This is a genomic window from Klebsiella sp. D5A, from assembly GCF_001620885.1.
GTDB lineage: Bacteria > Pseudomonadota > Gammaproteobacteria > Enterobacterales > Enterobacteriaceae > Klebsiella > Klebsiella variicola.
Window position 1 is genome coordinate 303,513 of sequence record NZ_LOAR01000005.1, and the last position, 26,936, is coordinate 330,448.

22 protein-coding genes and 1 pseudogene are annotated in these 26,936 nt (G+C 57.7%); 12 read left to right on the plus strand and 11 right to left on the minus strand.

The annotated features are described in order from the left end of the window. Nucleotides 1–153: 153 nt before the first annotated feature. Both AS136_RS09325 and AS136_RS09330 read left to right on the plus strand, forming a co-directional pair. Nucleotides 154–500, plus strand: a pseudogene (locus AS136_RS09325) (type II toxin-antitoxin system RelE/ParE family toxin). Next, entirely contained in the window at nucleotides 500–799 is a 300-nt protein-coding gene (locus tag AS136_RS09330) for a helix-turn-helix domain-containing protein (protein WP_008806992.1), read from the plus strand. Before AS136_RS09325 ends, AS136_RS09330 begins: the two are co-directional and overlap by 1 nt. 62 nt (nucleotides 800–861) lie before the next feature. Here the strand turns inward: AS136_RS09330 and glpD are convergent, their stop codons facing one another. Further along, nucleotides 862–2,370 carry a glycerol-3-phosphate dehydrogenase gene (gene glpD, locus AS136_RS09335; RefSeq protein ID WP_023298298.1) on the minus strand — a complete coding sequence of 503 codons (1,509 nt, stop codon included), beginning with the start codon at nucleotides 2,368–2,370 and terminating at the stop codon, nucleotides 862–864. A 204-nt stretch (nucleotides 2,371–2,574) separates the two neighbouring features. Here glpD and glpE point away from each other — a divergent pair, with 204 nt between their 5' ends. Genes glpE through AS136_RS09350 form a run of 3 tightly spaced genes read left to right on the plus strand, consistent with a single transcriptional unit; the run spans nucleotide 2,575 to nucleotide 4,593 of the window. After that, on the plus strand, nucleotides 2,575–2,904 hold the full coding sequence (gene glpE / locus AS136_RS09340) for a thiosulfate sulfurtransferase GlpE (RefSeq protein ID WP_004202138.1): 330 nt from the start codon (nucleotides 2,575–2,577) through the stop codon (nucleotides 2,902–2,904). Nucleotides 2,905–2,954: 50 nt separating this feature from the next. After that, nucleotides 2,955–3,785, plus strand: coding sequence for a rhomboid family intramembrane serine protease GlpG (gene glpG, locus AS136_RS09345; protein ID WP_008806994.1), 831 nt, complete (start codon nucleotides 2,955–2,957; stop codon nucleotides 3,783–3,785). A 49-nt stretch (nucleotides 3,786–3,834) separates the two neighbouring features. Further along, on the plus strand, nucleotides 3,835–4,593 hold the full coding sequence (locus tag AS136_RS09350) for a DeoR/GlpR family transcriptional regulator (protein ID WP_008806995.1): 759 nt from the start codon (nucleotides 3,835–3,837) through the stop codon (nucleotides 4,591–4,593). Nucleotides 4,594–4,608: 15 nt separating this feature from the next. Here the strand turns inward: AS136_RS09350 and malT are convergent, their stop codons facing one another. Then, nucleotides 4,609–7,314: an HTH-type transcriptional regulator MalT gene (gene malT / locus AS136_RS09355; protein ID WP_012967130.1), complete on the minus strand. Its 2,706-nt coding sequence runs from the start codon at nucleotides 7,312–7,314 to the stop codon at nucleotides 4,609–4,611. A 131-nt stretch (nucleotides 7,315–7,445) separates the two neighbouring features. Between malT and AS136_RS28465 the strand changes: the two genes are divergently transcribed. From AS136_RS28465 to malQ, 3 genes are all read left to right on the plus strand, one after another. After that, complete coding sequence (locus AS136_RS28465; protein WP_012540400.1) at nucleotides 7,446–7,595, plus strand: hypothetical protein; 150 nt, start codon at nucleotides 7,446–7,448, stop codon at nucleotides 7,593–7,595. 343 nt (nucleotides 7,596–7,938) lie between these two features. Beyond that, nucleotides 7,939–10,329: a maltodextrin phosphorylase gene (gene malP, locus AS136_RS09360; RefSeq protein ID WP_023323346.1), complete on the plus strand. Its 2,391-nt coding sequence runs from the start codon at nucleotides 7,939–7,941 to the stop codon at nucleotides 10,327–10,329. A 10-nt stretch (nucleotides 10,330–10,339) separates the two neighbouring features. Beyond that, a complete protein-coding gene (gene malQ, locus AS136_RS09365; protein WP_008806998.1) occupies nucleotides 10,340–12,436 on the plus strand; it encodes a 4-alpha-glucanotransferase in 2,097 nt (698 codons plus the stop codon). Between the two features lie 99 nt (nucleotides 12,437–12,535). Here malQ and gntT read toward each other — a convergent pair whose 3' ends face one another. The 3 genes from gntT to gntX form a co-directional block, all read right to left on the minus strand. Then, complete coding sequence (gene gntT, locus AS136_RS09370) at nucleotides 12,536–13,852, minus strand: gluconate transporter (protein ID WP_008806999.1); 1,317 nt, start codon at nucleotides 13,850–13,852, stop codon at nucleotides 12,536–12,538. 335 nt (nucleotides 13,853–14,187) lie between these two features. Further along, nucleotides 14,188–14,763: a Fe-S biogenesis protein NfuA gene (nfuA, locus tag AS136_RS09375; protein ID WP_002920540.1), complete on the minus strand. Its 576-nt coding sequence runs from the start codon at nucleotides 14,761–14,763 to the stop codon at nucleotides 14,188–14,190. Nucleotides 14,764–14,821: 58 nt separating this feature from the next. Further along, nucleotides 14,822–15,496 carry a DNA utilization protein GntX gene (gntX, locus tag AS136_RS09380; RefSeq protein WP_023323345.1) on the minus strand — a complete coding sequence of 225 codons (675 nt, stop codon included), beginning with the start codon at nucleotides 15,494–15,496 and terminating at the stop codon, nucleotides 14,822–14,824. A gap of 39 nt (nucleotides 15,497–15,535) precedes the next feature. Here gntX and bioH point away from each other — a divergent pair, with 39 nt between their 5' ends. Further along, nucleotides 15,536–16,309 carry a pimeloyl-ACP methyl ester esterase BioH gene (gene bioH, locus AS136_RS09385; protein WP_023323344.1) on the plus strand — a complete coding sequence of 258 codons (774 nt, stop codon included), beginning with the start codon at nucleotides 15,536–15,538 and terminating at the stop codon, nucleotides 16,307–16,309. Nucleotides 16,310–16,429: 120 nt separating this feature from the next. Further along, entirely contained in the window at nucleotides 16,430–16,699 is a 270-nt protein-coding gene (locus AS136_RS09390; protein WP_002920510.1) for a YdgH/BhsA/McbA-like domain containing protein, read from the plus strand. 86 nt (nucleotides 16,700–16,785) lie between these two features. Here the strand turns inward: AS136_RS09390 and feoC are convergent, their stop codons facing one another. The 5 genes from feoC to greB all read right to left on the minus strand — a co-directional run bounded on the left by feoC (nucleotide 16,786) and on the right by greB (nucleotide 22,934). Further along, nucleotides 16,786–17,025: a [Fe-S]-dependent transcriptional repressor FeoC gene (gene feoC / locus AS136_RS09395; protein ID WP_004202151.1), complete on the minus strand. Its 240-nt coding sequence runs from the start codon at nucleotides 17,023–17,025 to the stop codon at nucleotides 16,786–16,788. Nucleotides 17,026–17,034: 9 nt separating this feature from the next. Further along, nucleotides 17,035–19,353: a Fe(2+) transporter permease subunit FeoB gene (feoB, locus tag AS136_RS09400; protein WP_008807002.1), complete on the minus strand. Its 2,319-nt coding sequence runs from the start codon at nucleotides 19,351–19,353 to the stop codon at nucleotides 17,035–17,037. Nucleotides 19,354–19,381: 28 nt separating this feature from the next. Continuing rightward, nucleotides 19,382–19,609, minus strand: coding sequence for a ferrous iron transporter A (feoA, locus tag AS136_RS09405; RefSeq protein ID WP_002920506.1), 228 nt, complete (start codon nucleotides 19,607–19,609; stop codon nucleotides 19,382–19,384). Nucleotides 19,610–20,029: 420 nt separating this feature from the next. Further along, entirely contained in the window at nucleotides 20,030–22,360 is a 2,331-nt protein-coding gene (locus AS136_RS09410) for a Tex family protein (protein ID WP_023323342.1), read from the minus strand. Between the two features lie 100 nt (nucleotides 22,361–22,460). Continuing rightward, nucleotides 22,461–22,934: a transcription elongation factor GreB gene (gene greB, locus AS136_RS09415; protein WP_008807004.1), complete on the minus strand. Its 474-nt coding sequence runs from the start codon at nucleotides 22,932–22,934 to the stop codon at nucleotides 22,461–22,463. Between the two features lie 227 nt (nucleotides 22,935–23,161). Here greB and ompR point away from each other — a divergent pair, with 227 nt between their 5' ends. Then, a complete protein-coding gene (ompR, locus tag AS136_RS09420; protein ID WP_001157751.1) occupies nucleotides 23,162–23,881 on the plus strand; it encodes an osmolarity response regulator transcription factor OmpR in 720 nt (239 codons plus the stop codon). Continuing rightward, a complete protein-coding gene (gene envZ / locus AS136_RS09425; RefSeq protein WP_008807005.1) occupies nucleotides 23,878–25,233 on the plus strand; it encodes a two-component system sensor histidine kinase EnvZ in 1,356 nt (451 codons plus the stop codon). Before ompR ends, envZ begins: the two co-directional genes overlap by 4 nt. Nucleotides 25,234–25,310: 77 nt before the next feature. On the opposite strand, the gene pckA is transcribed toward envZ, so the two are convergent. Beyond that, entirely contained in the window at nucleotides 25,311–26,933 is a 1,623-nt protein-coding gene (pckA, locus tag AS136_RS09430) for a phosphoenolpyruvate carboxykinase (ATP) (protein ID WP_016161903.1), read from the minus strand. Nucleotides 26,934–26,936 lie beyond the last annotated feature (3 nt).

A 26,936-nucleotide genomic window follows, 5' to 3' on the forward strand; every position in this document is an offset into this window, starting at 1 on the left:
TATTCGGAAAAGTGCCGGGGAGGATTCAGGCTATTGCGGGAATATACTATTGACGTGAATTCGCCAGCAGTACGATAAATGCTCAATAAGTTTACGTTCATAGCCTAATGGCTATAATATGGATGATAGCCTTTAGGCTATGAGGGATCGCCTATGTGGGATGTAGAAACGACGGATACGTTTGATGCCTGGTTCGAATTACAAAGTAGAGCTTTAAAAGAGGATATGTTGGCCACGATGCTCATCTTATCTGATTTTGGTCCGCAGCTTGGGCGCCCGTATGTTGATACGGTGAAAGATTCAACGTTTCAGAATATGAAAGAACTCCGGGTTCAGCATCATGGGCTCCCCATCCGCGCTTTTTTGCTTTTGATCCTCTGCGGAAAGCTATCGTTTTATGTGCGGGCAATAAGGATGGCATGAATGAGAAACGTTTTTACAAAGAGATGATTACTCTGGCTGACAGAGAATTCAGCCAACACCTGACTAAGGAGCGATAATGGCCACGCTAAAAGAACTCATGGCGAAACAGAGTCCTGAAAGCCAGCAGCGTATTGCAGCGAAAGCGGCAGAGATACGCCAGTCTGTCGCTTTAAACTTGCTTCGAGAAGAGTTGCAAATGTCGCAAACAGAGATGGCTGCGGCTATGGGGGTAAAGCAGCCAACGATCGCTAAAATGGAACAGGCTGATAACGATCCGCGGCTTTCGACCCTAAAACGCTACATTGCGGCATTGGGGGGAGAACTCAGTATAAATGTCACGTTGCCGACTGGAAAAAAAGTCTCGTTTAATTTGTGAACAGGTATCCGGGCCAAGCGCAAGCCATAGCCCGGGTATTTCTCTCCTGGCGCCACGCGATGTCAGGACGCTAACGACAGTTCAGACTTTCCCGCATGCTGCGCCAGCCATTCGCTGATGCGCGCTTGCTGCTCGCCATTCAGCCACATGCCCTGTTTGGTACGACGCCAGATGGCGTCATCCAGGCTGCGCACCCATTCGTGCTCAACCAGATACTTCAGCTCGGCTTCATAAAACTCATGGCCGAAATCTTCCCCCAGATCGCTCAGGGCGCTGGCTTCCTTCAGGATCCACTCGCTATTGCTCCCGTAGGTGCGGGCATAATGGCGGGCCAGTGATTCGCTGATGAACGGGAAGCGACGGCGCAGTTTTGCTGCATAGTCGTCGCGGTCGCCGCCGATATCGCCGCCGGGGAGCACCGCGGTTTTGGTCCATGCCGGGCCGATCCCTTTGTAATAGGGAGTCAGTTTTTCCAGCGCATGCTCGGCCAGTTTGCGATAGGTGGTCAGCTTCCCGCCGAAGACGGAGAGCAGCGGCGCCTGGCCGTTCTCATCGTGAATATCCAGCGTGTAGTCGCGGGTGATCGCCTGCGGCGAATCCGACTCGTCATCACACAGCGGACGGACGCCGGAGTAGGTCCAGACGATATCGTCCCGGCTGAGAGTCTTTTTAAAGTGCGCGTTATAGACGTTCAGCAGGTAATTAATCTCTTTATCATCAATGGTCACCGCTTTCGGATCGCCCTTATACTCGACGTCCGTCGTGCCGATGATGGAGAACTCATCCATCCACGGGATAACAAACACAATACGTTTATCTTCGTTTTGCAGAATGTAGGCCTGCTTCTGAGTATGCACTCGCGGCACCACGATGTGGCTGCCCTTGATCAGGCGGATACCGTAAGGCGAGCGCAGATGCATCCCTTCGTCGAAGAACTGTTTGACCCATGGACCGGTGGCATTGACCAGACCGCGCGCCTTCCAGGTAAACTTCTCGCCGCTATCGATATCTTCCGCTTCCACCACCCACAGGCCGTTCTCTCGTTTTGCCGAGATGGCGCGAGTGCGGGTCCGCACTTCGCCGCCTTTGCGGACAACCATCTGCGCGTTGGCCAGCACCAGGCGGGCATCGTCGACCCAGCAGTCGGAATATTCGAAACCGCGCACAATTTCCGGCTTAAGTACCGATTCTGCGCCAAAACGCAAGCCGGTGGAGCCCGGCAGGCTGGTGCGTTTGCCCAGATGATCGTACATAAACAAGCCGATACGGATCATCCATGCCGGACGCAGATGCGGACGATGCGGGAGACGAAAGCGCATCGGGAAGGCGATATGCGGAGCCATTTTTAACAGCACTTCACGCTCGGCCAGCGCTTCGCTGACCAGGCGGAACTCATAGTGTTCGAGGTAGCGTAGCCCGCCGTGGATAAGTTTGGAACTGGCGCTGGAGGTAGCGCAGGCGAGATCGCGCGCTTCCAGCATCAGTACGGATAAACCCCGCCCGGCGGCATCTGCCGCGATACCGGCACCATTGATGCCTCCGCCTATCACAATCAGATCTTTGGTTTCCACGTTCTTACCCTCTCACACTTTCGTTTAAGCTCACAAATGCTCGATATCGCTCACTATAGCAAACAAACGCGCTTTTGGTAACATCAAAAAAACATTTTGGAGTGATGGGTGTAACATATTGGCGTTTCTTTACCGCCTGACGGTACACTACAGGGTAAAATTGGGCCGGCCATCGCCCGTCATGACGAGAAAGAGAAGAGAATCATGGAACAGTTTGAATGTATCAACGTTGAAGAAGCGCACCAGAAGCTGCATCAGCAGACGGCGGTGCTGGTGGATATCCGCGATCCGCAAAGCTATGCGATGGGCCATACGCCGGGCGCGTTTCATCTGACCAACGATACGCTGGGCGCGTTTATGCGTGACCACGACTTTGACACGGCGGTGATGGTGATGTGCTATCACGGCAACAGCAGCAAGGGCGCCGCGCAGTATCTGCTACAGCAGGGGTTTGATAAGGTCTACAGCGTTGATGGCGGGTTCGACGCCTGGCATCGCCATTTCCCGGCGGAAGTGGCGCACGGGACGTTTTAACGGCTGGCAGGTATACTATCCCCCTTTGTGTGGAATAAGCGATTCGCTGCATGTTAATGATTACCTCTTTTGCCAATCCACGGGTGGCCCAGGCGTTTGTCGATTATATGGCGACGCAGGGGATTATCCTGACCATTCAGCAGCACGCCCAGAGCGACGTCTGGCTGGCTGATGAGAGTCAGGCCGGGCGTGTCAGGGCTGAGCTGGCCCGCTTCCTTGAGAACCCGGCGGACCCGCGTTATCTGGCGGCGAGCTGGCAGTCCGGACAGACCAATAGCGGGTTGCGCTATCAGCGCTTTCCTTTCTTTGCCACGCTGCGGCATAACGCCGGCCCGTTCACCTGGGCGATTCTGCTCATCTGCATCGCGGTGTTTATCCTGCAAAATCTGCTGGGCGATCAGCCGGTGATGATTTGGCTGGCCTGGCCCTACGATCCTTCGCTGCAGTTCGAAGCCTGGCGCTATTTCAGCCATGCTTTCATGCATTTCTCGCTGATGCATATTCTCTTCAACCTGCTATGGTGGTGGTATCTCGGCGGCGCGGTGGAAAAACGCATCGGCAGCGGCAAACTGGTGGTGATCACCGTTATCAGCGCCCTGTTGAGCGGCTTCGTGCAGCATCAGTTTAGCGGCCCGTGGTTTGGCGGCTTATCGGGCGTGGTCTATGCGCTGATGGGCTACGTCTGGCTGCGGGGCGAGCGCGATCCGCAGAGCGGTATTTATCTGCAGCGCGGGTTGATACTCTTTTCTTTAGTGTGGTTAATTGCTGGCTGGTTTGACGTTTTCGGCATGGCGATCGCTAACGGCGCGCATGTGGCTGGTCTGGCGACCGGCCTGGCGATGGCGTTTGTTGATACCTTGCATGGGCGAAAACGCGCATAAAGACTTACCGACAGGGGTCGGGTAGGCGATATTTTTCCAGGGATATTTCATGAAACAAACACAACGTCATGACGCGATTATCGAGCTGGTAAAAAAACAGGGTTACGTCAGCACGGAAGAGCTGGTTGAGCAGTTCGCGGTCAGCCCGCAGACCATCCGCCGCGACCTGAATGATTTAGCCGAACAGAAAATGATCCTCCGCCATCACGGCGGCGCGGCGCTGCCCTCCAGCTCGGTGAACACCTCCTGGCACGATCGCAAAGCGACCCAGACGGCGGAAAAAGAGCGTATCGCCCGGCGGGTAGCCAGCGAGATCCCCGACGGGGCGACGCTGTTTATTGATATCGGCACCACGCCGGAAGCGGTGGCGCACGCCCTGCTCGATCACCACGATTTGCGCATTGTCACCAATAACCTGAACGTGGCCAACACGCTGATGGTTAAAGAGGACTTCCGCATTATTCTCGCCGGTGGTGAACTGCGTAGTCGCGACGGCGGGATCATTGGGGAAGCGACCCTGGATTTTATCTCGCAGTTCCGTCTCGACTTCGGCATTCTTGGCATCAGCGGCGTCGACAGCGATGGCTCGCTGCTGGAGTTTGATTATCATGAAGTGCGCACCAAGCGCGCGATCATTGAGAATTCACGCCACGTGATGCTGGTGGTGGATCATACCAAGTTTGGCCGCAATGCGATGGTCAATATGGGTAGTATCAGTATGGTCGATGCGGTCTATACCGACGTGCTGCCGCCGGCGGGCGTGCTGAAGGTCATCACCGATAACAACCTCCAGCTGGAGTTGTGCTAAACGGCAACGGCGTCGTCAGACGCCGTATCCCATCATTTTGAGTAACTGCTGAGCATGCTGCACCGCGTCTTGCCGGTGGGCGACGCCCAGTTTCTGATACAGGTTGCGAATGTGGGTCTTGATGGTGGTAGCCGCCACGTCAAGCTCGCCGGCAATCTGCTCGTTGCTGTAACCGGAATAGATTAAGCCAAGCACCTGCCATTCGCGCTGGGTCAGCGGGCTGGTGCGGATAAGCTCCGGCACCTCCGGGTGATTCAGCAGCCGCTCGACGAACCCTTCGTCAAAGTGGGCGAATTTGTGGCGATGATGCTGGTTGATGTCGCGCAGAATACGCTGGGCGCGGTGTTGCTCCAGCTCCGGCAGAGTGTTCAGCTGGATCAGCTGGCGCAGCTGCTGAGCCATCGCCTCGCCTTCAATCACAAAGTGGTTGATAAAGCCGGTGCGGTTGGCGAGCGTCAGGGCTTCGAGCAAGGCTTTCTGCGCTTCGCTCTTGCGTCCCGCCTGCCAGTACAGTTGATTGAGCAGCAGCAGGTTGCGGTTGAGATCGCTCATCAAACGCAGCGAACGCGCATTTTCGTTCAGCTCTTCCAGCACCATTTCCGCCGGTTCGAAATCGCCCAGCAGGATCTGCGCCCGGGCAATGTTGCGCCACTGGCTCTGCAGGAAGTGGTTGTTGGCGAATTCCGGCTTCGGCGTCTGGCGCAGCCAGTTGGCCGCCGCGGTTTTATCGCCGGTCATCTGCCAGTAGATCACCCGCACCTTATCGGCGTTGGAGACCCAGTCGCTGTGATAGTGACCGTTACCGAGCAGGTTTTCCAGCCGGTTCAGGTGGCTACGGGCATTATCGAGATCGCCGCGCGCCAGCGAGCACTGGACCATCAGCGCCAGACACTGCAGCTGCTGCTGCGGCTGATAAGTTGAGAGAACGTCCATTCCCTGGCGGGCGCAGGCTTCAGCTTCGTCGAGGCGCGCCCATGCCCACAGCAGCTGAGAACGGATGCGCAGCAGGAACTCATGCATCGGCAACTGCTCAAGGTGCTGTTCACGCACCAGCTGGAAGGCTTTCTCCTGGCTCTCCCAGGCAGCCTGCAGGAAGCCTTGGGCAAAGAGAATTTCACTTTGCTGAATAATGCTCCACAGCGCGTAATGCCACACGTCGTGACGGCGGGCCATCTGTTCGGTCTGCTGCATCACGGCGAGGGATTTGGTCAGTTTCCCCTTGCAATGGAGGACTTCGCCATGCACCGAGGTGGCGACGATGCGGCTGTAATAGTTGGCCAGCGGCAGCTCTTCCAGGGCCACCATCGACAGACGTTCCGCTTCGTCCTGGTCGCCGTCGTTAATCGCTACCTGTGCGCGCAGCGCGTTGAAATCGCCATGCATCGCGGTGTCCATTTCCACACTCATCTCCTGCTCGGCGCGCGCCAGCAGGGTGTTGACTTCGCTGTAACGATGCTGGCTCTGCATCAGCCAGGCCTGCAGCAGGATCAGGCGCGGATTTTCCAGCAGATTTGACCAGGGCAGCGCCGACAGCGACTGCTCCAGCAGCCCCAGTTCGCTATGGTTAAACATGCCCCAGGCGTGGTTGAGTAAGATATCGCGCAGCATTTTGGCATCGCCAGCGGCCAGAGCATGATGAATGGCCTCGCTGGGGAACCCTTGCGCCATCCAGCTTTCCGCCGCAGCGCGGTGGATCTCCGGCAGTTCAACCGCCAGCTCCCACTGACAACGCTGGCGCAGGAAGCTGCCAAACAGCGGGTGATAGCGGAACCATTCACCGGAATCATCCATCCGCTGCAGGAACAGCCCCTGGCGTTCGATCTCCTCCAGCTGCATCTGGCCATTCTCTTCGCCGGTGACGCGCACGATTAACGCGTCGTTCATCGAGCGCAGCAGAGAACTCTTCAGCAAAAAGTTACGCGTGCGGGCGTCGACGTTATCCAGTACTTCATCCACCAGATAATCCGACAGATGGCTGGCGTTAATCCCGGCGAGGCGGCGGGCGGAGTGTTGGGCGGAAGAGTTATTCTGGCGGGCGGAGAGGGCGATGAGCTGCAGCGCGGTGGCCCACCCGGCGACATCGTCGCACAGCCGGCTGCTGTCGTCGGCTTCGATTGGCGACGTCAGACGGCAGTCGAAAAATTGTTTCGCTTCCTGGTGGGTAAAGGCCAGCTGCTGGCTGCCAATCTCCAGAAGCTGATCGCGGACGCGCAGGTTGGCAATGCCCAGCTGCGGCAGGTTACGCGACAGCACCACCAGGGTCATATTCTCCGGCTGATGGCGCAGGAAAAAGCGCATCGCGTCATGGATCACCGGATTATTGATCAGGTGATAATCATCAATGACGAGGTACAGCGGGCGCTGCCAGTCGGCGAGTTCAATAAACAGCTGCGCAAAAAGAGAGGAGAGGCTGGCGTACTGGCGCTTTTGCACCATCGCTTCACTGGCCCCGCAGTGGTTGCCGGTGGCCTGCTGGATCGCCGCGATCAGATAGCTGGCAAAACGCTCCTGCTGATTGTCGCCTTCGTCCAGCGAAAACCACCCGAGATCGTTTTTACCCGCGGCCCACTGAGAAATGAGCGTTGTTTTACCGTACCCGGCAGGGCTGGTGATCAGCACGAGACGATAATTGTTCGCGCCGGAAAGTTTCGCCAGTAAACGCTCACGAACCACAGTGTGTTCAAGGCGGACCGGACGACTTAATTTGGACGGAATCAACATAGTTCTACATTTCGCTGTGCAAGAGAGAGGTTGCGATTTTTTTTGCGCTTCGTAATTAATATCTAATAAGGTCGGTGATTATGAAATTTATTGCAAGTTATGTCCGAACTTTATGCTCTTGAATTTGCTCTATGTCACAAATTTTGACATTGGTTGAGAATGGGGAAAAATCGCAGGCAGAACTCGCCGCCAGCGGTTTTCAGGCGGCGGCTGGCGGAGCGGGGAGAGATTTATTTTATGTGAAGAGTAGTTGTTTGTTTTTATTAAATTATTGTCAGTGATTTCTTAGAAGTAATCTTTTTTGCGGATCAATGTGATGAAATGTGCTTATTTCTCCAGAGCTCTCTATTTATTTTTTTAATAACCTGGCGAGAGGCGGAAAGATTTTTAGCGCGTATTGGCCTGTAACAAATTTTTTCCCTGCGGACGTAACCTCTCGATTGTCATATCGCGGTGATTTTTACAGCATATTTTTGCCTTCTCACCCACACTATAGTGTCCAGGATCACACTTTTCGCTCATCCCCGCCACTCCTCCCTGTCTAATCCCCGTCGGGATGAGGACGATGAATCGGGAGGTCGGCACACTAGCGCCATCGTTTTAGTAAAGGACCCGGATCTCATTATGTCACAGACTTCATTTAACAAAGCTCAGTTTCAGGCTGCACTGACGCGTCAGTGGCAGCATTTTGGTTTACAGTCCGCTTCCGAGATGACACAGCGTCAATGGTGGCGCGCGGTCAGCGGAGCGCTGGCGGAACTTCTGGCGGCGCAGCCGGTAGCGAAACCGGCGCAAGGACAGCGTCACGTTAACTACATCTCGATGGAGTTTCTGATTGGTCGCCTGACCGGCAACAACCTGCTCAACCTGGGCTGGTACGAGGGCGTCAGCGACGCACTGAAAGGCTACAACGTCAACCTCACCGATCTGCTGGAAGAAGAGACAGACCCGGCGCTGGGTAACGGCGGCCTGGGACGTCTGGCAGCCTGCTTCCTCGACTCCATGGCGACGGTGGGGCAGTCGGCGACCGGTTACGGCCTCAACTATCAGTATGGTCTGTTCCGCCAGTCCTTTGACGATGGCCAGCAGATGGAAGCCCCGGACGACTGGGGGCGTAACAGCTACCCGTGGTTCCGCCATAACGAGGCGCTGGATGTCCAGGTCGGCATCGGCGGGAAAGTCAGCAAAAACGGCGAATGGCAGCCGGCGTTCGTCATTACCGGCGAAGCCTGGGACCTGCCGGTACTTGGCTATCGCAACAACGTCGCCCAGCCACTGCGTCTGTGGCAGGCCAAACACGCTCATCCGTTCAACCTGACCAAATTCAACGATGGCGATTTCCTGCGCGCCGAGCAGCAGGGCATCGACGCGGAAAAACTGACCAAGGTGCTGTACCCGAACGACAACCATCAGGCCGGTAAAAAACTGCGCCTGATGCAGCAGTACTTCCAGTGCGCCTGCTCAGTGGCCGATATCCTGCGCCGTCATCATCTGGCAGGCCGCAAGCTGGCCGAGCTGGCGGATTACGAAGTGATCCAGCTGAACGATACGCACCCGACCATCGCCATTCCGGAGCTGCTGCGCGTGCTGATCGACGAGCACCAGCTGAGCTGGGACGACGCCTGGGCGATCACCAGCAAAACCTTTGCTTACACCAACCACACCCTGATGCCGGAAGCGCTGGAGTGCTGGGATGAGAAGCTGGTGAAAGCGCTGCTGCCGCGCCATATGCAGATCATTAAAGAGATCAACGACCGCTTTAAACAGCTGGTGGACAAAACCTGGCCGGGCGATAAGCAGGTCTGGGCGAAGCTGGCGGTGGTGCATGACAAGCAGGTTCGGATGGCCAACATGTGCGTGGTGGGCGGCTTTGCTGTCAACGGCGTGGCGGCGTTGCACTCGGACCTGGTGGTAAAAGATTTGTTCCCGGAATATAACCAGCTGTGGCCGAACAAATTCCATAACGTGACCAACGGCATCACGCCGCGCCGCTGGATCAAGCAGTGCAACCCGGCGCTGGCCTCGCTGCTGGATGAGACGCTGAAAAAAGAGTGGGCCAATGACCTCGACCAGCTGATCAATCTGGAAAAATACGCTGACGATGCGGCATTCCGTCAGACCTATCGCGATATCAAGCAGGCCAACAAAGTTCATCTGGCCGAGTTTGTGAAGCAGCGTACCGGGATTGAGATCAACCCGCAGGCGATTTTCGATATTCAGATCAAACGCCTGCACGAGTACAAGCGTCAGCACCTTAACCTGCTGCATATTCTTGCGCTGTACAAAGAGATCCGCGAAAACCCGCAGGCGGACCGCGTGCCGCGCGTCTTCCTGTTCGGCGCGAAAGCGGCGCCGGGCTACTATCTGGCGAAAAACATTATTTTTGCCATCAATAAGGTAGCGGAAGCGATCAACAATGACCCGAAAGTCGGCGATAAGCTGAAGGTGGTCTTCCTGCCGGACTATTGTGTATCGGCAGCGGAAAAACTGATCCCGGCGGCGGATATCTCCGAGCAGATCTCCACCGCGGGTAAAGAAGCCTCTGGCACCGGCAACATGAAGCTGGCGCTGAACGGCGCGCTGACCGTCGGGACGCTGGATGGCGCTAACGTGGAAATCGCTGAGCAGGTGGGCGAGGAAAACATCTTTATCTTCGGCCACACGGTTGAAGAGGTGAAAGCCCTGAAAGCGAAAGGCTACGATCCGCTGAAATGGCGTAAAAAAGACAAGCTGCTCGATGCGGTGCTTAAAGAGCTGGAGAACGGCACCTACAGCAACGGCGACAAGCATGCCTTCGATCAGATGCTGCACAGCCTGCTGCAGGGCGGCGATCCGTACCTGGTGCTGGCCGATTTCGAAGCCTACGTAGCGGCGCAAAAACGGGTAGATGAGCTGTATCGCGACGAGGAGGCCTGGACCCGCGCGGCTATCCTCAACACCGCGCGCTGCGGCATGTTCAGCTCCGACCGCTCGATCCGCGATTATCAGCAACGTATCTGGCAGGCGAAACGCTAAAGGAAGGCCTATGGAGAGTAAACGCCTCGATAATGCCGCGCTGGCGGCGGGCATCAGCCCCAGCTATATCAATGCGCACGGCAAGCCGCAGTCTATCGCGGCTGTCACCAAACAGCGCCTGCTGGATGCGATGCATCGCTCTACCGCCGCCACGAAAGTGGCGGTTAACCCGCTGCCGAACGTGAAAATTTTCACCCACGGCAAAAAAATGTCGCTGCCGGTGGCAGGACGCGGTGAGTATCAGTGGATCCTGACCACTGAGGACGGTAAGCAGTATCAAGGGAAAACCCGCGGCGGCGAGACGCTGCCGCTGCCGGCTAAACTGCCGGAGGGGTACCACTCCCTGACGCTCACCCAGGAGGGAGAGCGTTGGCACTGCCGGACCATTGTCGCGCCGGCGCGCTGCTACGAACCGCAGCCGCTGAAAGAGGGGAAAAAGCTGTGGGGCACCTGCGTGCAGCTTTATACCCTGCGCTCGGAGAAAAACTGGGGGATCGGCGATTTTGGCGATCTGCGGGCCATGTTGCCGGAAATCGCCCGCCGCGGCGGGTCGTTTATTGGCCTTAACCCGATACATGCTCTCTATCCGGCGAACCCGGAGAGCGCCAGTCCGTATAGCCCGTCTTCACGTCGCTGGCTAAACGTCATCTACATCGACGTTAATGCGGTTGAAGATTTCCAGCGTAGCGAAGAGGCGCAGGCGTGGTGGCAGTCCGCAGCGACCCAGCAGGCCTTGCAGGCGGCGCGGCAAACGGATGATGTCGACTATACCGCGGTCACCACGCTGAAAATGACCGCGCTGCGTATGGCGTGGAAACGATTCTCTCGTCGTGAAGATGAGCAGATGACGGCGTTCCGCGAGTTTGTTCTGCGCGAAGGGGAAAGCCTCTACTGGCAGGCCGCTTTCGATGCGCTGCACGCCTGGCAGGTACAACAGGACCCGCTGCGCTGGGGCTGGCCGGCCTGGCCGAAGGCCTTTCAGGATATCGACAGCCCGGAGGTGAAAGCCTTCTGCATTGAGCATGAGGACGACGTCAGTTTCTATCTCTGGCTGCAGTGGCTGGCCTGGAGCCAGTTCGCCGCCTGCTGGGAAACCAGCCAGCGCGACGGGATGCCGATTGGCCTCTACCGCGATCTGGCGGTGGGCGTCGCCGAAGGCGGGTCGGAGACCTGGTGCGACCGTGAGCTGTACTGCCTGAAAGCGTCCGTGGGCGCGCCGCCGGATATTCTGGGCCCGCTGGGCCAGAACTGGGGCCTGCCGCCGATGGATCCGCATATTATTGCCGCTCGCGCCTATGAGCCGTTTATTGATCTGCTGCGCGCCAATATGCAGAACTGCGGCGCGCTGCGCATCGATCACGTGATGTCGGTGCTGCGTTTGTGGTGGATCCCCTATGGTGAAACCGCCGACCATGGCGCTTACGTTCAGTATCCCGTCGACGATCTGCTGTCGCTTCTGGCGCTGGAAAGCCAGCGTCATCGCTGCATGGTGATCGGCGAAGACCTGGGCACGGTACCGGTGGAGATTGTCAGCAAGTTACGCAACAGCGGCGTCTATTCTTATAAGGTGCTCTATTTTGAGAGTGATGCAGAGAAAACGTTCCGCGCGCCGGCGCTGTACCCGGAGCAATCAATGGCTGTGGCGACGACGCACGACCTGCCCACCCTCCGCGGCTACTGGGAAAGCGGCGATCTGACGCTAGGTAAAGCACTGGGGCTCTATCCTGATGAGGTGGTGCTGCGCGGGCTGTACCAGGACCGCGAGCTGGCGAAGCAAGGGCTGCTGGATGCGTTGCATAAGTACGGCTGTCTGCCCAAACGTGCCGGGCATAAGGCCTCTCTGATGAGCATGACCGGGATCCTCAACCGGGGGATGCAGCGTTACATTGCCGACAGTAACAGTGCGCTACTGGGCCTGCAGCCGGAAGACTGGCTGGAGATGGCGTCGCCGGTTAACATTCCGGGCACCAGCACTGAGTACCCGAACTGGCGCCGGAAGCTATCCGTCACCCTGGAGCAGATGTTTGCCGATGAACAGGTCAATAAGCTGATTAAGGATCTGGATAAACGGCGCAAGGCGGCGAGCAAGAAAGCCGCCGCCAGATGACTTCCCGCCGCGTCGTTTGCTGCGCGGCGATGAGCATGTCCGATAAAAAAGGCCGGTCCGCATTATGCGGACCGGCCTTTTTCTGTGGCGGGAGTCTCCTTACACCACCATCCCCAGCAGCAGACAGCCTACCAGGCCGCATACTGAGATAATGGTTTCCAGCACCGACCAGGACCTGATGGTCTCGCCGATGGTCAGGTTAAAGTACTCTTTGAACAGCCAGAAACCCGGATCGTTGACGTGAGAGAAGATAACGCTGCCGGAGCCAACGGCGATAACCATCAGTTCCGGGCTGACGCCGGTGGTGGCGATCAGCGGCGCGGCAATCCCGCCTGCGGTGATGGCGGCAACGGTCGCCGAACCCAGCGCGATACGCAGTACTGCGGCGATAGACCACGCCATAAACAGCGGAGACATGTTCGATTCGTGCATGATAGAGGCGATGTATTTATCCATGCCGCTATCCACCAGCACCTGTTTGAAGGCGCCGCCGCCGCCGATGATCAACAGCATCATCGCGATGATTTTAATAGAAGAAGTCAGGGTATCGTTGATCTGCTCCATGGAGCGGCCGCGGTTCAAACCGAAGGTGAACAGGGCGATCAGTACCGCAATCAGGGTGGCCATCACCGGGTCGCCGAAGAACTCAGCAATCGGCAGGAAGGCGTGGCCCTTCGGCAGGATCATCTCGGCCACGGCGCGCATCGCCATCAGGATCACCGGTACCAGCGAGGTCCAGACGCTGACGCCAAAGCCAGGCATCTCTTCTTCTGTGAACACTTTCGGGTTATGCAGGCCTTCCGGGATCGGCTTATCAATGCCTTTCAGGAAGCGCGCAAACACCGGCCCTGCCAGGATAACCGTCGGGATAGCCAGAATGGTGCCGTAGAGCAGCGTTTTGCCCATATCGGCATGGAAGATGGTGGCAATCGCGGTCGGACCCGGATGCGGCGGCAGGAAGCCGTGGGTGACAGAGAGCGCGGCGGCCATCGGGACACCGACGTACAGCAGCGGGATGCGGGCCGAGGCGGCGATGGTAAATACCAGCGGCAGCATCAGCACGAAGCCTACTTCATAGAACAGCGCGAAGCCGACGGTGAAGCCGGTCAGGACCACGGCCCACTGAATATGCTTCTTACCGAACTTATTGATAAGGGTAGTGGCGATACGCTGGGCGCCGCCGCAGTCTGCCAGCAGTTTACCGAGCATAGCGCCGAAGCCCATGATCAGCGCGAGGCTGCCAAGGGTGCCGCCAACGCCGTTCTTGATAGAGACGATCACTTTATCCAGCGGCATACCCTGCATTAATCCGACGGCGAGCGCCACCAGAACCAGCGCAATGAAGCCGTTCATTTTGAAACGGATCATTAACAGCAATAACAGGGCAACCCCGATAGCAACGATGATTAATGGCATGATTTACCTGGCCTTAATTTGTTATGGGTAACGTCAAAGATTCAACCTGTAAGACATCTGCCCCATGTGGGAGCAAAATAGTCTGGCACCGTAAATACTTGCATTATCCTTACCCAGAGAAAGGATAGCTGGCTATTTTTTTGCCGGTGGTGCCTGAAGTGGATGATACGGGTAACATATGAGGGTTGAGAATCACCTGACGGGGGAAAATGTTAAATATGAGACTTAAGTCATACTCTTTCCCCGGTTTTTGCCGGTCATTTAGCGGGAGATGTTGCGCGGTAACACAGAAAGGGCCAGGGAGGACCGGCGGCAGGGTGCCGCCGGAGGAAGGCTTAGTAGTAGGAGTGCTCGCCGCGCTGATGCTCGGTCAGATCGCGAACCCCTTTCAGCTCCGGAAACTCGTTCAGCAGCTGCTTTTCAATGCCTTCTTTCAGAGTCACGTCAACCATCGAACAGCCGTTGCATCCGCCGCCGAACTGCAGAATAGCCAGACCGTCGTCGGTGATCTCCATCAGCGACACGCGGCCGCCGTGGCCCGCCAGCTGCGGGTTAATCTGCGACTGCAGCAGGTACTCGACGCGCTCCATCAGCGGGGCATCGTCAGAGACTTTGCGCATCTTGGCGTTCGGTGCTTTCAGCGTCAGCTGCGAGCCAAGCTGGTCGGTGACGAAATCAATTTCAGCGTCTTCCAGATAGGGCGCGCTGAGCTCATCGACATAGGCGGTCAGCTGTTCAAATTTCAGCGCCGTGTCGGTGTCTTCCACCGCATCCGGTGGGCAGTAAGATACGCCGCACTCAGCGTTTGGGGTGCCGGGATTAATCACAAATACGCGAATTTGCGTCCCTTCTTCCTGATTTGCCAGCAGTTTGGCAAAGTGCGCTTGTGCAGCATCGGAAATACGGATCATAGCGTTGGCCTAATAGTTGACTATTTTACTGGGTTATAATACGCCCATCAGCGGGGGTCTACAAGGTACGGCACAAACACCATACCTGAACCGTCGCGGCGCCGTTTCGCAAAAGCAGGCGGGATATCTCGGCGACGGTGCTGCCGGTCGTGACGACATCATCCACGATAGCGATATGGAGTCCCTCCACGGCAAATTCAAGCTGAAAGGCATTTTTCAGGTTCTGCCTGCGCTGGCGGGCATTGAGCGAATGTTGGACGGCGCCGGCTCGCTGGCGCGTCAGGCCTTCCCGATGCCAGACGCAACCTCGCCAGCGGGCTAACGGTCGGCACAGTTCGTCACACTGATTATAACCCCGGCGCCAGCGGCGGCGATGCCACAGCGGTACGCCGACCATACCGTCCACCGGCGGCAAATCGTGCCGCTGCAGAAGACGCAGCAGCAGCAGGCGCGCGAGGGCGGGCCCCAGCTCCGGACGATGGTGAAACTTCAACTGCTGGACCAGACCGCTCAGCGGCGGGCGATAGTCATTGACTGCCAACAGCCAATGCCAGGGAGGTGGTTTTTGCAGGCAGCGGCCGCAGGGGTGATGGGATGTCGCCGCCGGCAGGCCACACTGGGGGCAGAGCGGGGGGCAGGCGAGCAGGGCGCGGCTGCAGCGGGAGCAGATCCCCCAGCAGGCGACCGCCAGCGGCATTTGGCATAGCCAGCATAAGCTGTGTGCTGTTAGCATATTTGGCCTTCTGTCCAGTAAAAAAGAGAACGGTAACGGATGAACGACATCTGGTGGCAAACAATCGGCGAAGGGGATTGTCATCTTGTGCTGCTGCACGGCTGGGGATTGAACGCTCAGGTATGGGATTGCATCACGCCGCAGCTGGCTTCGCATTTTACCCTGCACCTGGTGGATCTGCCTGGCTATGGCCGCAGCGGCGGGTATGGGGCGATGTCGCTGGAGGCGATGGCGCAGCGGGTGCTGGAGCTGGCTCCTCCTCAGGCGGTATGGCTGGGCTGGAGTCTGGGTGGGCTGGTGGCAAGCCAGGTGGCGATGATGCACCCGGAACGCGTGCAGGCGCTGGTGACGGTTGCCTCTTCCCCCTGTTTCGCGGCTCGTGACGACTGGCCCGGCATCAAGCCCGAGGTGCTGGCCGGGTTTCAGCAGCAGCTGAGCGACGATTTCCAGCGCACCGTCGAGCGATTCCTCGCCCTGCAAACCATGGGCACAGAGAGCGCGCGTCAGGATGCGCGGGCGTTAAAGCAGGCCGTGCTCTCGCTGCCGATGCCTTCCGCCGAGGCGCTGAACGGCGGACTGGAGATCCTCAGAACCGTCGATCTGCGCCAGGCGCTGGTTGGGTTGCCGATACCGTTTCTGCGGCTGTATGGCCGGCTGGACGGACTGGTGCCGCGCAAGATTGTCCCGCTGCTGGATGAGCTGTGGCCGGAAAGCGAGTCAATCCTCTTCGATAAGGCGGCGCATGCGCCGTTTGTTTCCCATCCCGCGGCCTTCTGCGAGCCGCTGCTGGCGTTGAAAACGCAGCTGGGGTAATTTTTTTTGCCACGCCATGGTAAATGGGCCATTCCTAGCAATACTTAGGTTGTTACGGTGGTTGATTATTTCATTCCGCCACCGTGACCTACAATAACAACCTTATGGAGAGTAGAGGCTATGAAACTTGTTACAGGAATGGTTGCATCTCTGGTGATTGGCACCCTGTCTTTTGGCGCATTTGCCGCGAAAGAGATCCAAAAAGAAGACGTGGCGAAGATGAATTTGACCAAGGTCGGCAGCATCACGACCTCCAGGACGACGTCACCGATGGACGCCCGACGCGATCTGTCTAAAAAAGCCGATGAGCTGGGTGGGAAATACTTTGTGGTGATTGCCGGGCAGAAAAACGAAAAAACCGTACACGCTAACGCTGACGTTTATAAATAATCCAGTCATAAAAAACGGGCCTGTTGGCCCGTTTTTCACTGCTTTCTTACTCGTTTTACCCGTTGCACGACCAGGCCTGACTCCTTTCATCGCAGCGCCCACCACTCCTGCTGGCACGCCGCTTTCCCTTCAGGACAGCTTTTACAGCTGCCTGAGAGACAGCCCTCGCTCGTTTCGCTGATCCGTACCACCTTACCCATGGCTTCCATCCGTTCCAGCATCGCGTCAATCAGCGGCTGAGGCGTCCGCAGGCGGGCGCTGAGCTGTTTCGCCTCCATGCGGCCCTGCAGGGCCAGCATATCGCGGACTTCCATTAACGACGCCACAGACCCTCCTTAGTGGCAATCGCCAGCCGGGCTGGAACAGCAGGAGGCCGGCGTTTTTCGGGTGGCCAGCAGCGAGACGTCCACCCGGCTGCGCGCCCGGCGCAGCAGGCCGAAGAGCACCACGTTGAACAACACCACTGCCAGGATACACACCAGGCTGTAGCGCGGATGGTCGCTAAAGCTGACGGTCTGGTAATAAAGCGTCGAGAGCGAATAGGCGATATTCAGCCCCCACAGGATGGAGAAGGTCATCCAGCCGCGGCTCGATTCGCGGGCGATGGCGCCCATCACCGAGATGCAGGGGATATAGAGCAGGACGAAGATCAGGTAGCTGTATGCCGCCGCCGCGCTGCCAAATTTACTGCCCATCACGCCCATGGCGCCGGTGGCCATCTCGCCATCGCCTTTGCTGGCTTCGATGGGGTTGGCCAGGACGCTGAGGCTGAAGGTGTCTTTCAGTCCCTGCCATGTCTCGTCGACAGCGGCCAGCAGTTCTTCGCCGAGGCTGAAGGTCTGCGGATTGAACTCCTCATTCTGGATATCTTCGGCGGTATAGAGGGTGTTCAGCGTACCGACCACCACCTCTTTCGCCATCGCGCCGGTAAACAGGCCGACGGTGGCCTGCCAGTTATCTTCATGCACGCCGATCGGTTTAAACACCGGCGTAATGACCCGGCTCACCGAGGCCAGCGCGGAGTCGTTGATGTTGTCGACGACCTTACCGCTCAGCGAGAAGCTGTTCAGCGCGCTGAGGAAGATGCTGACAATGACGATCACCTTCCCGGCGCGCAGCACAAAGCCTTTCAGGCGCTGCCAGGTCTGGATAATCAGGCTCTTGATGTGCGGGACGTGGTACACCGGCAGCTCCATCACGAATGGCGAGGCTTCGCCACGCATAATGGTGTGCTTCAGCATCAGGCCGGTGAGAATGGCCATCACAATGCCCAGTACGTAGAGCGAGAAGACCGCCAGCGCACCGTTCTGACCAAAGAACGCGGCCGCGAAGACGGCGAAGATCGCCAGCCGCGCGCCGCAGGACATAAACGGCGCCATCATAATGGTCATCAGACGCTCGCGCGGTGCGTCAAGGGTGCGGGCGCCCATCACCGACGGCACGTTGCAGCCGAAACCGACAATCAACGGGACAAAGGATTTCCCCGGCAGGCCGAGGGCTTGCATCAGGCGGTCCATGACAAAGGCGGCGCGCGCCATGTAGCCGGAGTCCTCGAGGAAGGAGAGGAACAGATACATCATGCCGATCTGCGGCACCAGCGGCAGCACGGTGTTGATACCGCCGCCGATCCCCTGGGCGAGGAACACGGTCAGCCAGTCCGGGAAGTGCAGGGTGTAGCCCAGCCATTGAATACCGTGAATAAAGACCGCGACCGAGCCGGCATCAAAAATCGGCTGCAGCGCGCCGCCGATGTTGATCGCCAGCAGGAACATCAGGTACATGACAAAGAGAAAAATCGGCAACCCGAGGAAGCGGTTGAGGATCACTTTGTCCATCGCCGCGGTGAAGCGGCTCGGCTCGGCGGTCAGGGTGTTGCTGACGGCGTCGCAAATGGCGGCGATGGTCTGATAGCGTGCGTCTGCGATATGCAACGCCGGGTCGTCGATCTCGTCGCTGAGATTCGCCAGAGCAATATCCAGTTTATCGGCGGCGTCGCCGGCATAGGCCCGGCTGTAGATATCGCCCTCCAGCATCTGCAGACCCAGCCAGCGCCGCTGCCGGGTCGGGATCTGCGCTGACATCTGCTGCGCCAGCAGGTCAGCTTCGCGCAGCAGCGGCTGCGGATAGTGAACCAGCTCAATATCGCTGTTCGCCTGATGACGGTCGAGGGCAATCTTCAGCGCTTCGATTCCGCGTCCGCGGGTTGAGACCAGCGGAATGACCGGGCAGCCGAGACGGGCGGCGAGGGCGTCGATATCGATACGCACCTGCTGCTTTTCGGCGATATCCAGCATGTTCAGCGCGACGACGCAGGGGATCCCCAGCTCGAGCAGCTGCAGCGTCAGATAGAGGTTTCGCTCAAGGTTGGAGGCATCAACCACGTTAATCAGCATGTCGGCATCGCCGCTCAGGATGTAGTGGCAGGCAATCTGCTCGTCCAGCGAGGTCTGCGAAGAGATGGTGGTCAGGGAGTAGGTTCCCGGGAGGTCGACCAGCGTGACCTGATGGTCAGTGGTGGCGAAAACGCCCTCTTTACGCTCAACGGTGACCCCGGCCCAGTTGCCTACGCGCTGGCGGGCGCCGGTCAGCTGATTAAATAAGGTGGTCTTGCCAGAATTAGGATTACCAATTAAACCAACGGTTAATTTTTTCATATTTCAGACTCTTGTGCCGGGCCAGCCGTTATTGTGCAACCGCTTCCAGTTCGATTAAGGCGAGATCTTTTTTGCGTAATACCAGACTGACGCGTCGGGTTTCAATATGAACAGGATCGCCGAGCGGCGCTACGCGAACCACATGAAAAGAGGAACCGGGCAGCATGCCGAGGGAGAGTAATTTCTGACGGTATGCTGGGCTAATATCGCGGGAGAATCCGGTAATTTTCCACGCACTATCAGGTGTGAATTGCATAGGGCCTACTTGTCTATCGCTAACCGAAGAAGAATTTTCCGGACGCCTGGAGGCAGCTGCGCCGGGGACCGTAGCCAACGAAAAAGGAAAAAACGTTCTGAAAGTGATGATAATGAGAATGGTTTTTATCATCAATACATATGATGCGCTTCGCGCTATTTTTATAGCGAAAATCACCTTTTTATTGATATGCCGCAAAATCCAGTCGGTGATCAAATAGGCGCAAAATATTATTTCGGCGATCTAATGTTTAATTAAGGTTTCTTAAGTTAACGAAATGAAAATAATAATTTCGCGACCTTTCCTTAACGGAATTAATGCAGGTTATCAGAAATGACTGAACCCGTTTTGCGCGTAATGGCGGCCGTATCGCCAGGGGATGAAAAATGAAAACTGCCCCTGAAAAGGGGCAGGGAGAGATTAGCGTTTTTTACCCATCGCCGCAGCGAGGGCATCCATCATTGCGCTGTTACCGGCAGGCTGTGCCTCGCGACCGCGGGGTTTGGCGGCTTTCGCGGCCGGGCGGTTGCCCTGGGGGCGATCCTGACCGCCGCCGCGGCGGGCGTTGCTGTCGCCTGGCTGCTCGTCGAGACGCATGGTCAGAGCGATACGTTTACGCGGCAGATCGACTTCCATGACTTTGACCTTCACGATGTCGCCCGCTTTCACCACGGTGTGCGGATCTTCAACAAACCGGTCAGAAAGCGACGAAATGTGTACCAGTCCATCCTGATGGACGCCGATATCGACAAACGCGCCGAAATTGGTGACGTTGGTGACGGCGCCTTCCAGGATCATCCCCGGCAGCAGATCGTTCATGGTCTCTACGCCGTCGGCGAACTTCGCCGTCTTAAACTCCGGACGCGGATCGCGGCCCGGTTTTTCCAGCTCTTTGATAATGTCGGTGACGGTCGGAACGCCGAACTTCTCATCGGTGAAATCCACGGCCTTCAGATGACGCAGTTCGCTGCTGTTGCCCATCAGATCTTTCAGCGCCTGCTGGGTGGCGGCCAGAATGCGCTCGACCACCGGATAGGCTTCCGGGTGCACGGTGGAGGCATCCAGCGGGTTGTCGCCGTGGTTGATACGCAGGAAGCCGGCGCACTGTTCAAAGGCTTTCGGCCCCAGACGGCTGACCTTCAGCAACTGCTGGCGATTCTGGAACTGGCCGTTCTCGTCGCGCCAGGCAACGATGTTCTGCGCCATCATGCGGGTCAGGCCGGCGACGCGGGTCAGCAGCGGAACGGAGGCGGTGTTCAGGTCAACGCCGACGGCGTTCACGCAGTCTTCCACCACCGCGTCCAGCTTACGCGCCAGCTGGGTCTGGCTGACATCGTGCTGATACTGGCCGACGCCAATCGATTTCGGGTCGATTTTCACCAGCTCGGCCAGGGGATCCTGCAGACGGCGGGCGATGGAGACCGCGCCGCGCAGCGACACGTCGAGGTCCGGGAACTCCTGGGCCGCCAGCTCGGAGGCGGAGTAAACGGAAGCCCCGGCTTCGCTGACGATCACCTTCTGGGCGGTGACTTTCGGGAACTGCTTCTGCACGTCGAGGAAGAAACGCTCGGTTTCACGCGAGGCGGTACCATTGCCGATGGCCACCAGCTCAACATTGTACTTTTCACACAGCGCGGCGACGACGACGGCCGCTTTGGCGGCCTGGCCGGTATGGGGATAGATGGTATCGGTGGCGACCAGTTTACCGGTGGCGTCGACGACGGCCACTTTCACCCCGGTGCGCAGGCCCGGATCGAGTCCCATGGTGGCGCGCAGCCCGGCGGGCGCGGCCATCAGGAGGTCGTGCAGGTTACGGGCGAAGACGTTGATGGCTTCGTCCTCCGCGCGCTCGCGCACGGTGCCCATCAGCTCGGTTTCGAGGTGCATCAGTACTTTGATACGCCAGGTCCAGCTGACGACACCTTTACGCCAGCTGTCCGCCGGGGCGTTATTCAGGCGCAGGCCAAGGTGGTGGATAATAATTTGCTCGCCGTGGCTCTCTTTCGGCGGCTCGTCAAACTGCGGATCGGCGTTTAAAGAGAGCTGCAGCACGCCTTCGTTGCGACCGCGGAACATCGCCAGCGCGCGATGCGACGGCACGGTGGCGATCGGTTCATGGTGATCGAAGTAGTCGCGGAATTTGGCGCCTTCCTCTTCTTTGCCGCTGACGACGGTGGAGACCAGGTGGGCGTTTTTCCACAGATAGTCACGGACCTTCGCCAGCAGCGCGGCGTCTTCGGCAAACCGCTCCATCAGAATATAGCGCGCGCCATCCAGCGCCGCTTTGCTGTCGGCCAGGCCTTTATCGGCGTCAATATATTTTGCGGCTTCCGTTTCCGGATCGTGGGACGGTTCGTTCCACAGCAGGTCAGCCAGCGGCTCCAGCCCGGCTTCGATGGCGATCTGCCCGCGGGTACGGCGCTTCGGCTTGTACGGCAGGTAGAGGTCTTCCAGTTCGGTTTTGCTCAGCGTGGAGGTGATGGCTTTTTCCAGCGCGTCGGTCAGTTTGCCCTGTTCAGCGATGGATTTGAGGATCGCCTGACGACGGTCTTCCAGTTCGCGCAGATAGCCAAGGCGGGTTTCCAGATTACGCAGCTGCGTGTCATCCAGACCGCCGGTGACTTCTTTACGATAACGTGCAATAAACGGCACGGTGTTCCCTTCATCAAGCAGGCGAACGGCAGCTTCTACCTGTTCGGCTCTGGCCTGAAGTTCACCCGCAATAATGCGGCAGAGCGAATCATTCATCATGGCTTTTAATTCATCTTTAGGGTCAAAAATCAGGGACTAGTTATACGGACTGACGGCTGAAAATGCCAGTCGCGCTCGGTGTCTCTCGGAAAGTTCTTGTCTATTTTACGTATTCGATCTCGTTGACATACCAGCTGGCTTCGCCCGCCGGCGTGTTAACGATAGCCAGATCGCCGACCTCTTTTTTCAGCAAGGCCCGCGCCATCGGTGAGTCGATGGAGATGTAGTCTTTGCGGCCAAAAATCTCATCGTAGCCGACGATGCGAAAGCGTTTGGTGTCACCCTCGTCGTTTTCGATCTCTACCCAGGCGCCGAAGAAGACTTTGCCTTCCTGCTGCGGGGAATAATCGACGATCTTTAACTGTTCCAGACATTTGGTCAGATAGCGGACCCGGCGATCGATCTCCCGCAGGCGCTTTTTGTTGTACTGGTAGTCCGCGTTCTCGCTGCGGTCGCCAAGGCTGGCGGCCCAGGTGACCTTTTTGGTCACTTCCGGGCGCTCCTGGCGCCACAGGTAGTCCATTTCCTGCTTCAGTTTTTCATATCCCTCGCGGGTGATCAGCGGCGTTTTCATCGTGAGTTCAACCTTCTGACAGTCTGTCGTTGCGCACAATTTGTAGCGCGTAATAATACCGACAGGATAAATACTGTGTCTTATGATTAAATGTATACTTAACCTGCTGTTAAATATGCTTTGTAACAATTTAGCCTGGAATATATACCAGATTTAGCTGGTGAGCGCGCCGGGCTTTTTTGAGAATACGCACTGACTATTGCAGTGAACCTTTGGGAGTACAAACAATGCAAGAGAATTATAAGATTCTGGTTGTGGATGACGACATGCGCCTGCGTGCGCTGCTCGAACGTTATCTGACCGAGCAGGGCTTCCAGGTTCGTAGCGTGGCGAACGCCGAACAGATGGATCGTCTGTTAACCCGTGAATCCTTCCACCTGATGGTGCTGGATCTGATGCTGCCTGGGGAAGATGGTCTCTCGATTTGCCGTCGTCTGCGCAGTCAGAGCAACCCGATGCCGATCATTATGGTGACGGCGAAAGGTGAAGAGGTTGACCGGATCGTTGGCCTGGAAATCGGGGCTGACGACTACATTCCGAAGCCGTTTAACCCGCGTGAACTGCTGGCCCGTATTCGGGCCGTGCTGCGTCGTCAGGCGAATGAACTGCCGGGCGCGCCATCGCAGGAAGAGGCGGTTATCGCCTTTGGTAAATTCAAACTGAACCTGGGCACCCGCGAGATGTTCCGTGAAGACGAGCCGATGCCGTTAACCAGCGGCGAATTTGCGGTCCTGAAGGCGCTGGTGAGTCATCCTCGCGAACCGCTGTCGCGCGATAAGCTGATGAACCTCGCCCGCGGCCGCGAATATTCAGCGATGGAGCGCTCCATCGACGTTCAGATCTCCCGCCTGCGCCGCATGGTGGAAGAGGACCCGGCGCATCCGCGCTATATCCAGACCGTCTGGGGTCTGGGCTACGTCTTCGTCCCGGACGGCTCTAAGGCATGAAACGCGTGCGCTTTTCGCCGCGCAGCTCCTTTGCTCGCACGCTGCTCCTGATCGTCACCTTGCTGTTCGTCAGCCTGGTGACGACCTATCTGGTGGTACTGAATTTCGCGATCCTGCCGAGTCTCCAGCAGTTTAATAAAGTATTGGCCTACGAAGTCCGTATGCTGATGACCGACAAACTGCAGCTGGAGGATGGCACCCAGCTGGTGGTGCCCCCGGCGTTTCGTCGTGAAATTTATCGTGAGCTGGGGATTTCGCTCTATTCCAATGAAGCGGCGGAAGACGCAGGGCTGCGCTGGGCGCAGCATTATGAATTCTTAAGCCAGCAGATGGCGCATCAGCTCGGCGGCCCCACTGAGGTGCGGGTGGAGGTCAATAAAAGCTCCCCCGTGGTGTGGCTGAAGACCTGGCTGTCGCCCAATATCTGGGTGCGGGTACCGCTGACCGAGATCCATCAGGGCGACTTCTCGCCGCTGTTCCGCTATACCCTGGCGATCATGCTGTTGGCGATAGGCGGCGCCTGGCTGTTTATCCGTATTCAGAACCGTCCGCTGGTAGATCTCGAACACGCGGCGCTGCAGGTCGGGCGCGGTATTATCCCGCCGCCGCTGCGAGAGTACGGCGCCTCTGAGGTGCGTTCGGTGACCCGCGCCTTTAACCATATGGCCGCGGGCGTGAAGCAGCTGGCTGACGACCGTACGTTGCTGATGGCCGGGGTCAGCCACGATTTACGTACTCCGCTGACGCGCATTCGTCTGGCCACCGAGATGATGGGCGAGCAGGACGGGTATCTCGCGGAGTCGATTAACAAAGATATCGAAGAGTGCAACGCCATCATCGAGCAGTTTATCGATTATCTGCGCACCGGGCAGGAGATGCCGATGGAGCTGGCGGACCTCAATGCGGTGCTGGGGGAAGTGATCGCCGCAGAGAGCGGCTATGAACGTGAGATCGCCACTGCCCTGCAGGCCGGTGAAATCCCGGTACGCATGCATCCCCTGTCTATCAAGCGTGCGCTGGCGAATATGGTGGTGAATGCGGCCCGCTACGGCAATGGCTGGATCAAGGTCAGCAGCGGCAGCGAAGCGAGTCGGGCCTGGTTCCAGGTGGAAGATGACGGGCCGGGGATCAAACCTGAGCAGCGCGAACATCTGTTCCAGCCGTTTGTACGCGGCGATAGCGCCCGCAGTACCAGCGGCACCGGGCTGGGGCTGGCGATTGTTCAGCGTATTATCGACAATCACAACGGCCGACTGGAGATTGGCTCCAGCGAACGCGGCGGATTACTGATCCGCGCCTGGCTGCCGGTGCACCGGATGCTGGCGCCGATGAAACCCACCAAAGAGAGCTGAGTGCGGCCGAGGTTGGCTAATCAGGACGTTGCACAACAAAAAGCCGGGCAAGCCCGGCTTTTTCACCTCTACGCCCGTTAGCGCTGCGGCCCTGCCGCCACCAGCGCGGCGCCCGCTGGCGTATCGGTATACTTCTCAAAGTTCTCGATAAACAGCTTCGCCAGCTGATCGGCTTTTTCCTGCCACTGCTCCGGGGAACCATAGGTGCTGCGCGGATCGAGGATCTGGGTATCCACACCCGGGAGCGCCGTTGGGATCTGCAGGTTAAACATCGGCAGGGTAAAGGTCTCCGCGTTGTCCAGCGAGCCATTGAGGATGGCGTCGATGATGGCGCGGGTATCTTTAATCGAGATACGCTTGCCGGTGCCGTTCCAGCCGGTATTGACCAGATAAGCCTGCGCGCCGGCCGCCTGCATACGTTTAACCAGCACTTCGGCGTACTGTGTCGGATGCAGCGACAGGAAGGCGGCGCCAAAGCAGGCGGAGAAGGTTGGCGTGGGCTCGGTCACGCCGCGTTCGGTGCCGGCCAGTTTGGCGGTAAACCCGGACAGGAAATGGTACTGGGTCTGATCGGCGGTCAGGCGGGAGACCGGCGGCAGGACGCCGAACGCATCGGCCGTCAGGAAGATCACTTTGGTGGCGTGACCCGCTTTGGAAACCGGTTTAACAATGTTGTCGATATGGTCGATGGGGTAGGAGACGCGGGTGTTTTCAGTCTTCGAACCGTCATCGAAATCGATCGTGCCATCGGCGCGCACCACCACGTTTTCCAGCAGAGCATTGCGGCGAATGGCGTGATAGATATCCGGCTCGGCCGCTTCAGAGAGCTTGATGGTCTTGGCGTAGCAGCCCCCTTCGAAGTTAAACACGCCGTCGTCATCCCAGCCATGTTCATCATCGCCAATCAGGCGGCGTTTTGGATCGGTGGAGAGGGTGGTTTTGCCGGTGCCTGAGAGGCCGAAGAAAATAGCGACATCGCCTTTTTCGCCGACGTTGGCTGAGCAGTGCATGGAGGCGATGCCCTTCAGGGGCAGCAGGTAGTTCATGATCGAGAACATCCCTTTCTTCATTTCGCCACCATACCAGGTGCCGCCGATCAGCTGGATGCGCTCGGTGAGGTTGAAGGCGATGAAGTTTTCCGAGTTCAGACCTTGCTCTTTCCACTGCGGGTTGGTGCACTTCGCGCCGTTCATCACGATGAAGTCGGGCTCGAAGTCCGCCAGCTCTTCATCGCTCGGGCGGATGAACATGTTTTTAACGAAGTGCGCCTGCCAGGCCACTTCGGTAATAAAGCGCACGCTGAGACGGGTATCGGCGTTGGCGCCGCAGAAGGCGTCGACGATAAACAGCCGTTTACCGGACAACTGCTGGGTCACCAGCCCTTTCAGATGCTGCCAGGTTTCCTGTGAAAGCGGCTTGTTGTCGTTTTTACCTTTGCCTTTATCGGACCACCAGACGGTATCGCGGGTGGTGTCGTCGCGAACGAGATACTTATCTTTCGGAGAACGGCCGGTAAAAATGCCCGTGTCGACGGCGATAGCACCCAGACTGGTTAATACGCCACGTTCGTAACCTTCCAGGCTGGGGTCGAGCTCTTCCTGAAACAACATATCGTAGCTGGGGTTGTGGACGATATCCTGAACGTCATTGATACCATAAGCCTTGAGATCCTGCGGGGTTAAACCATGATTAACGCGCATGTC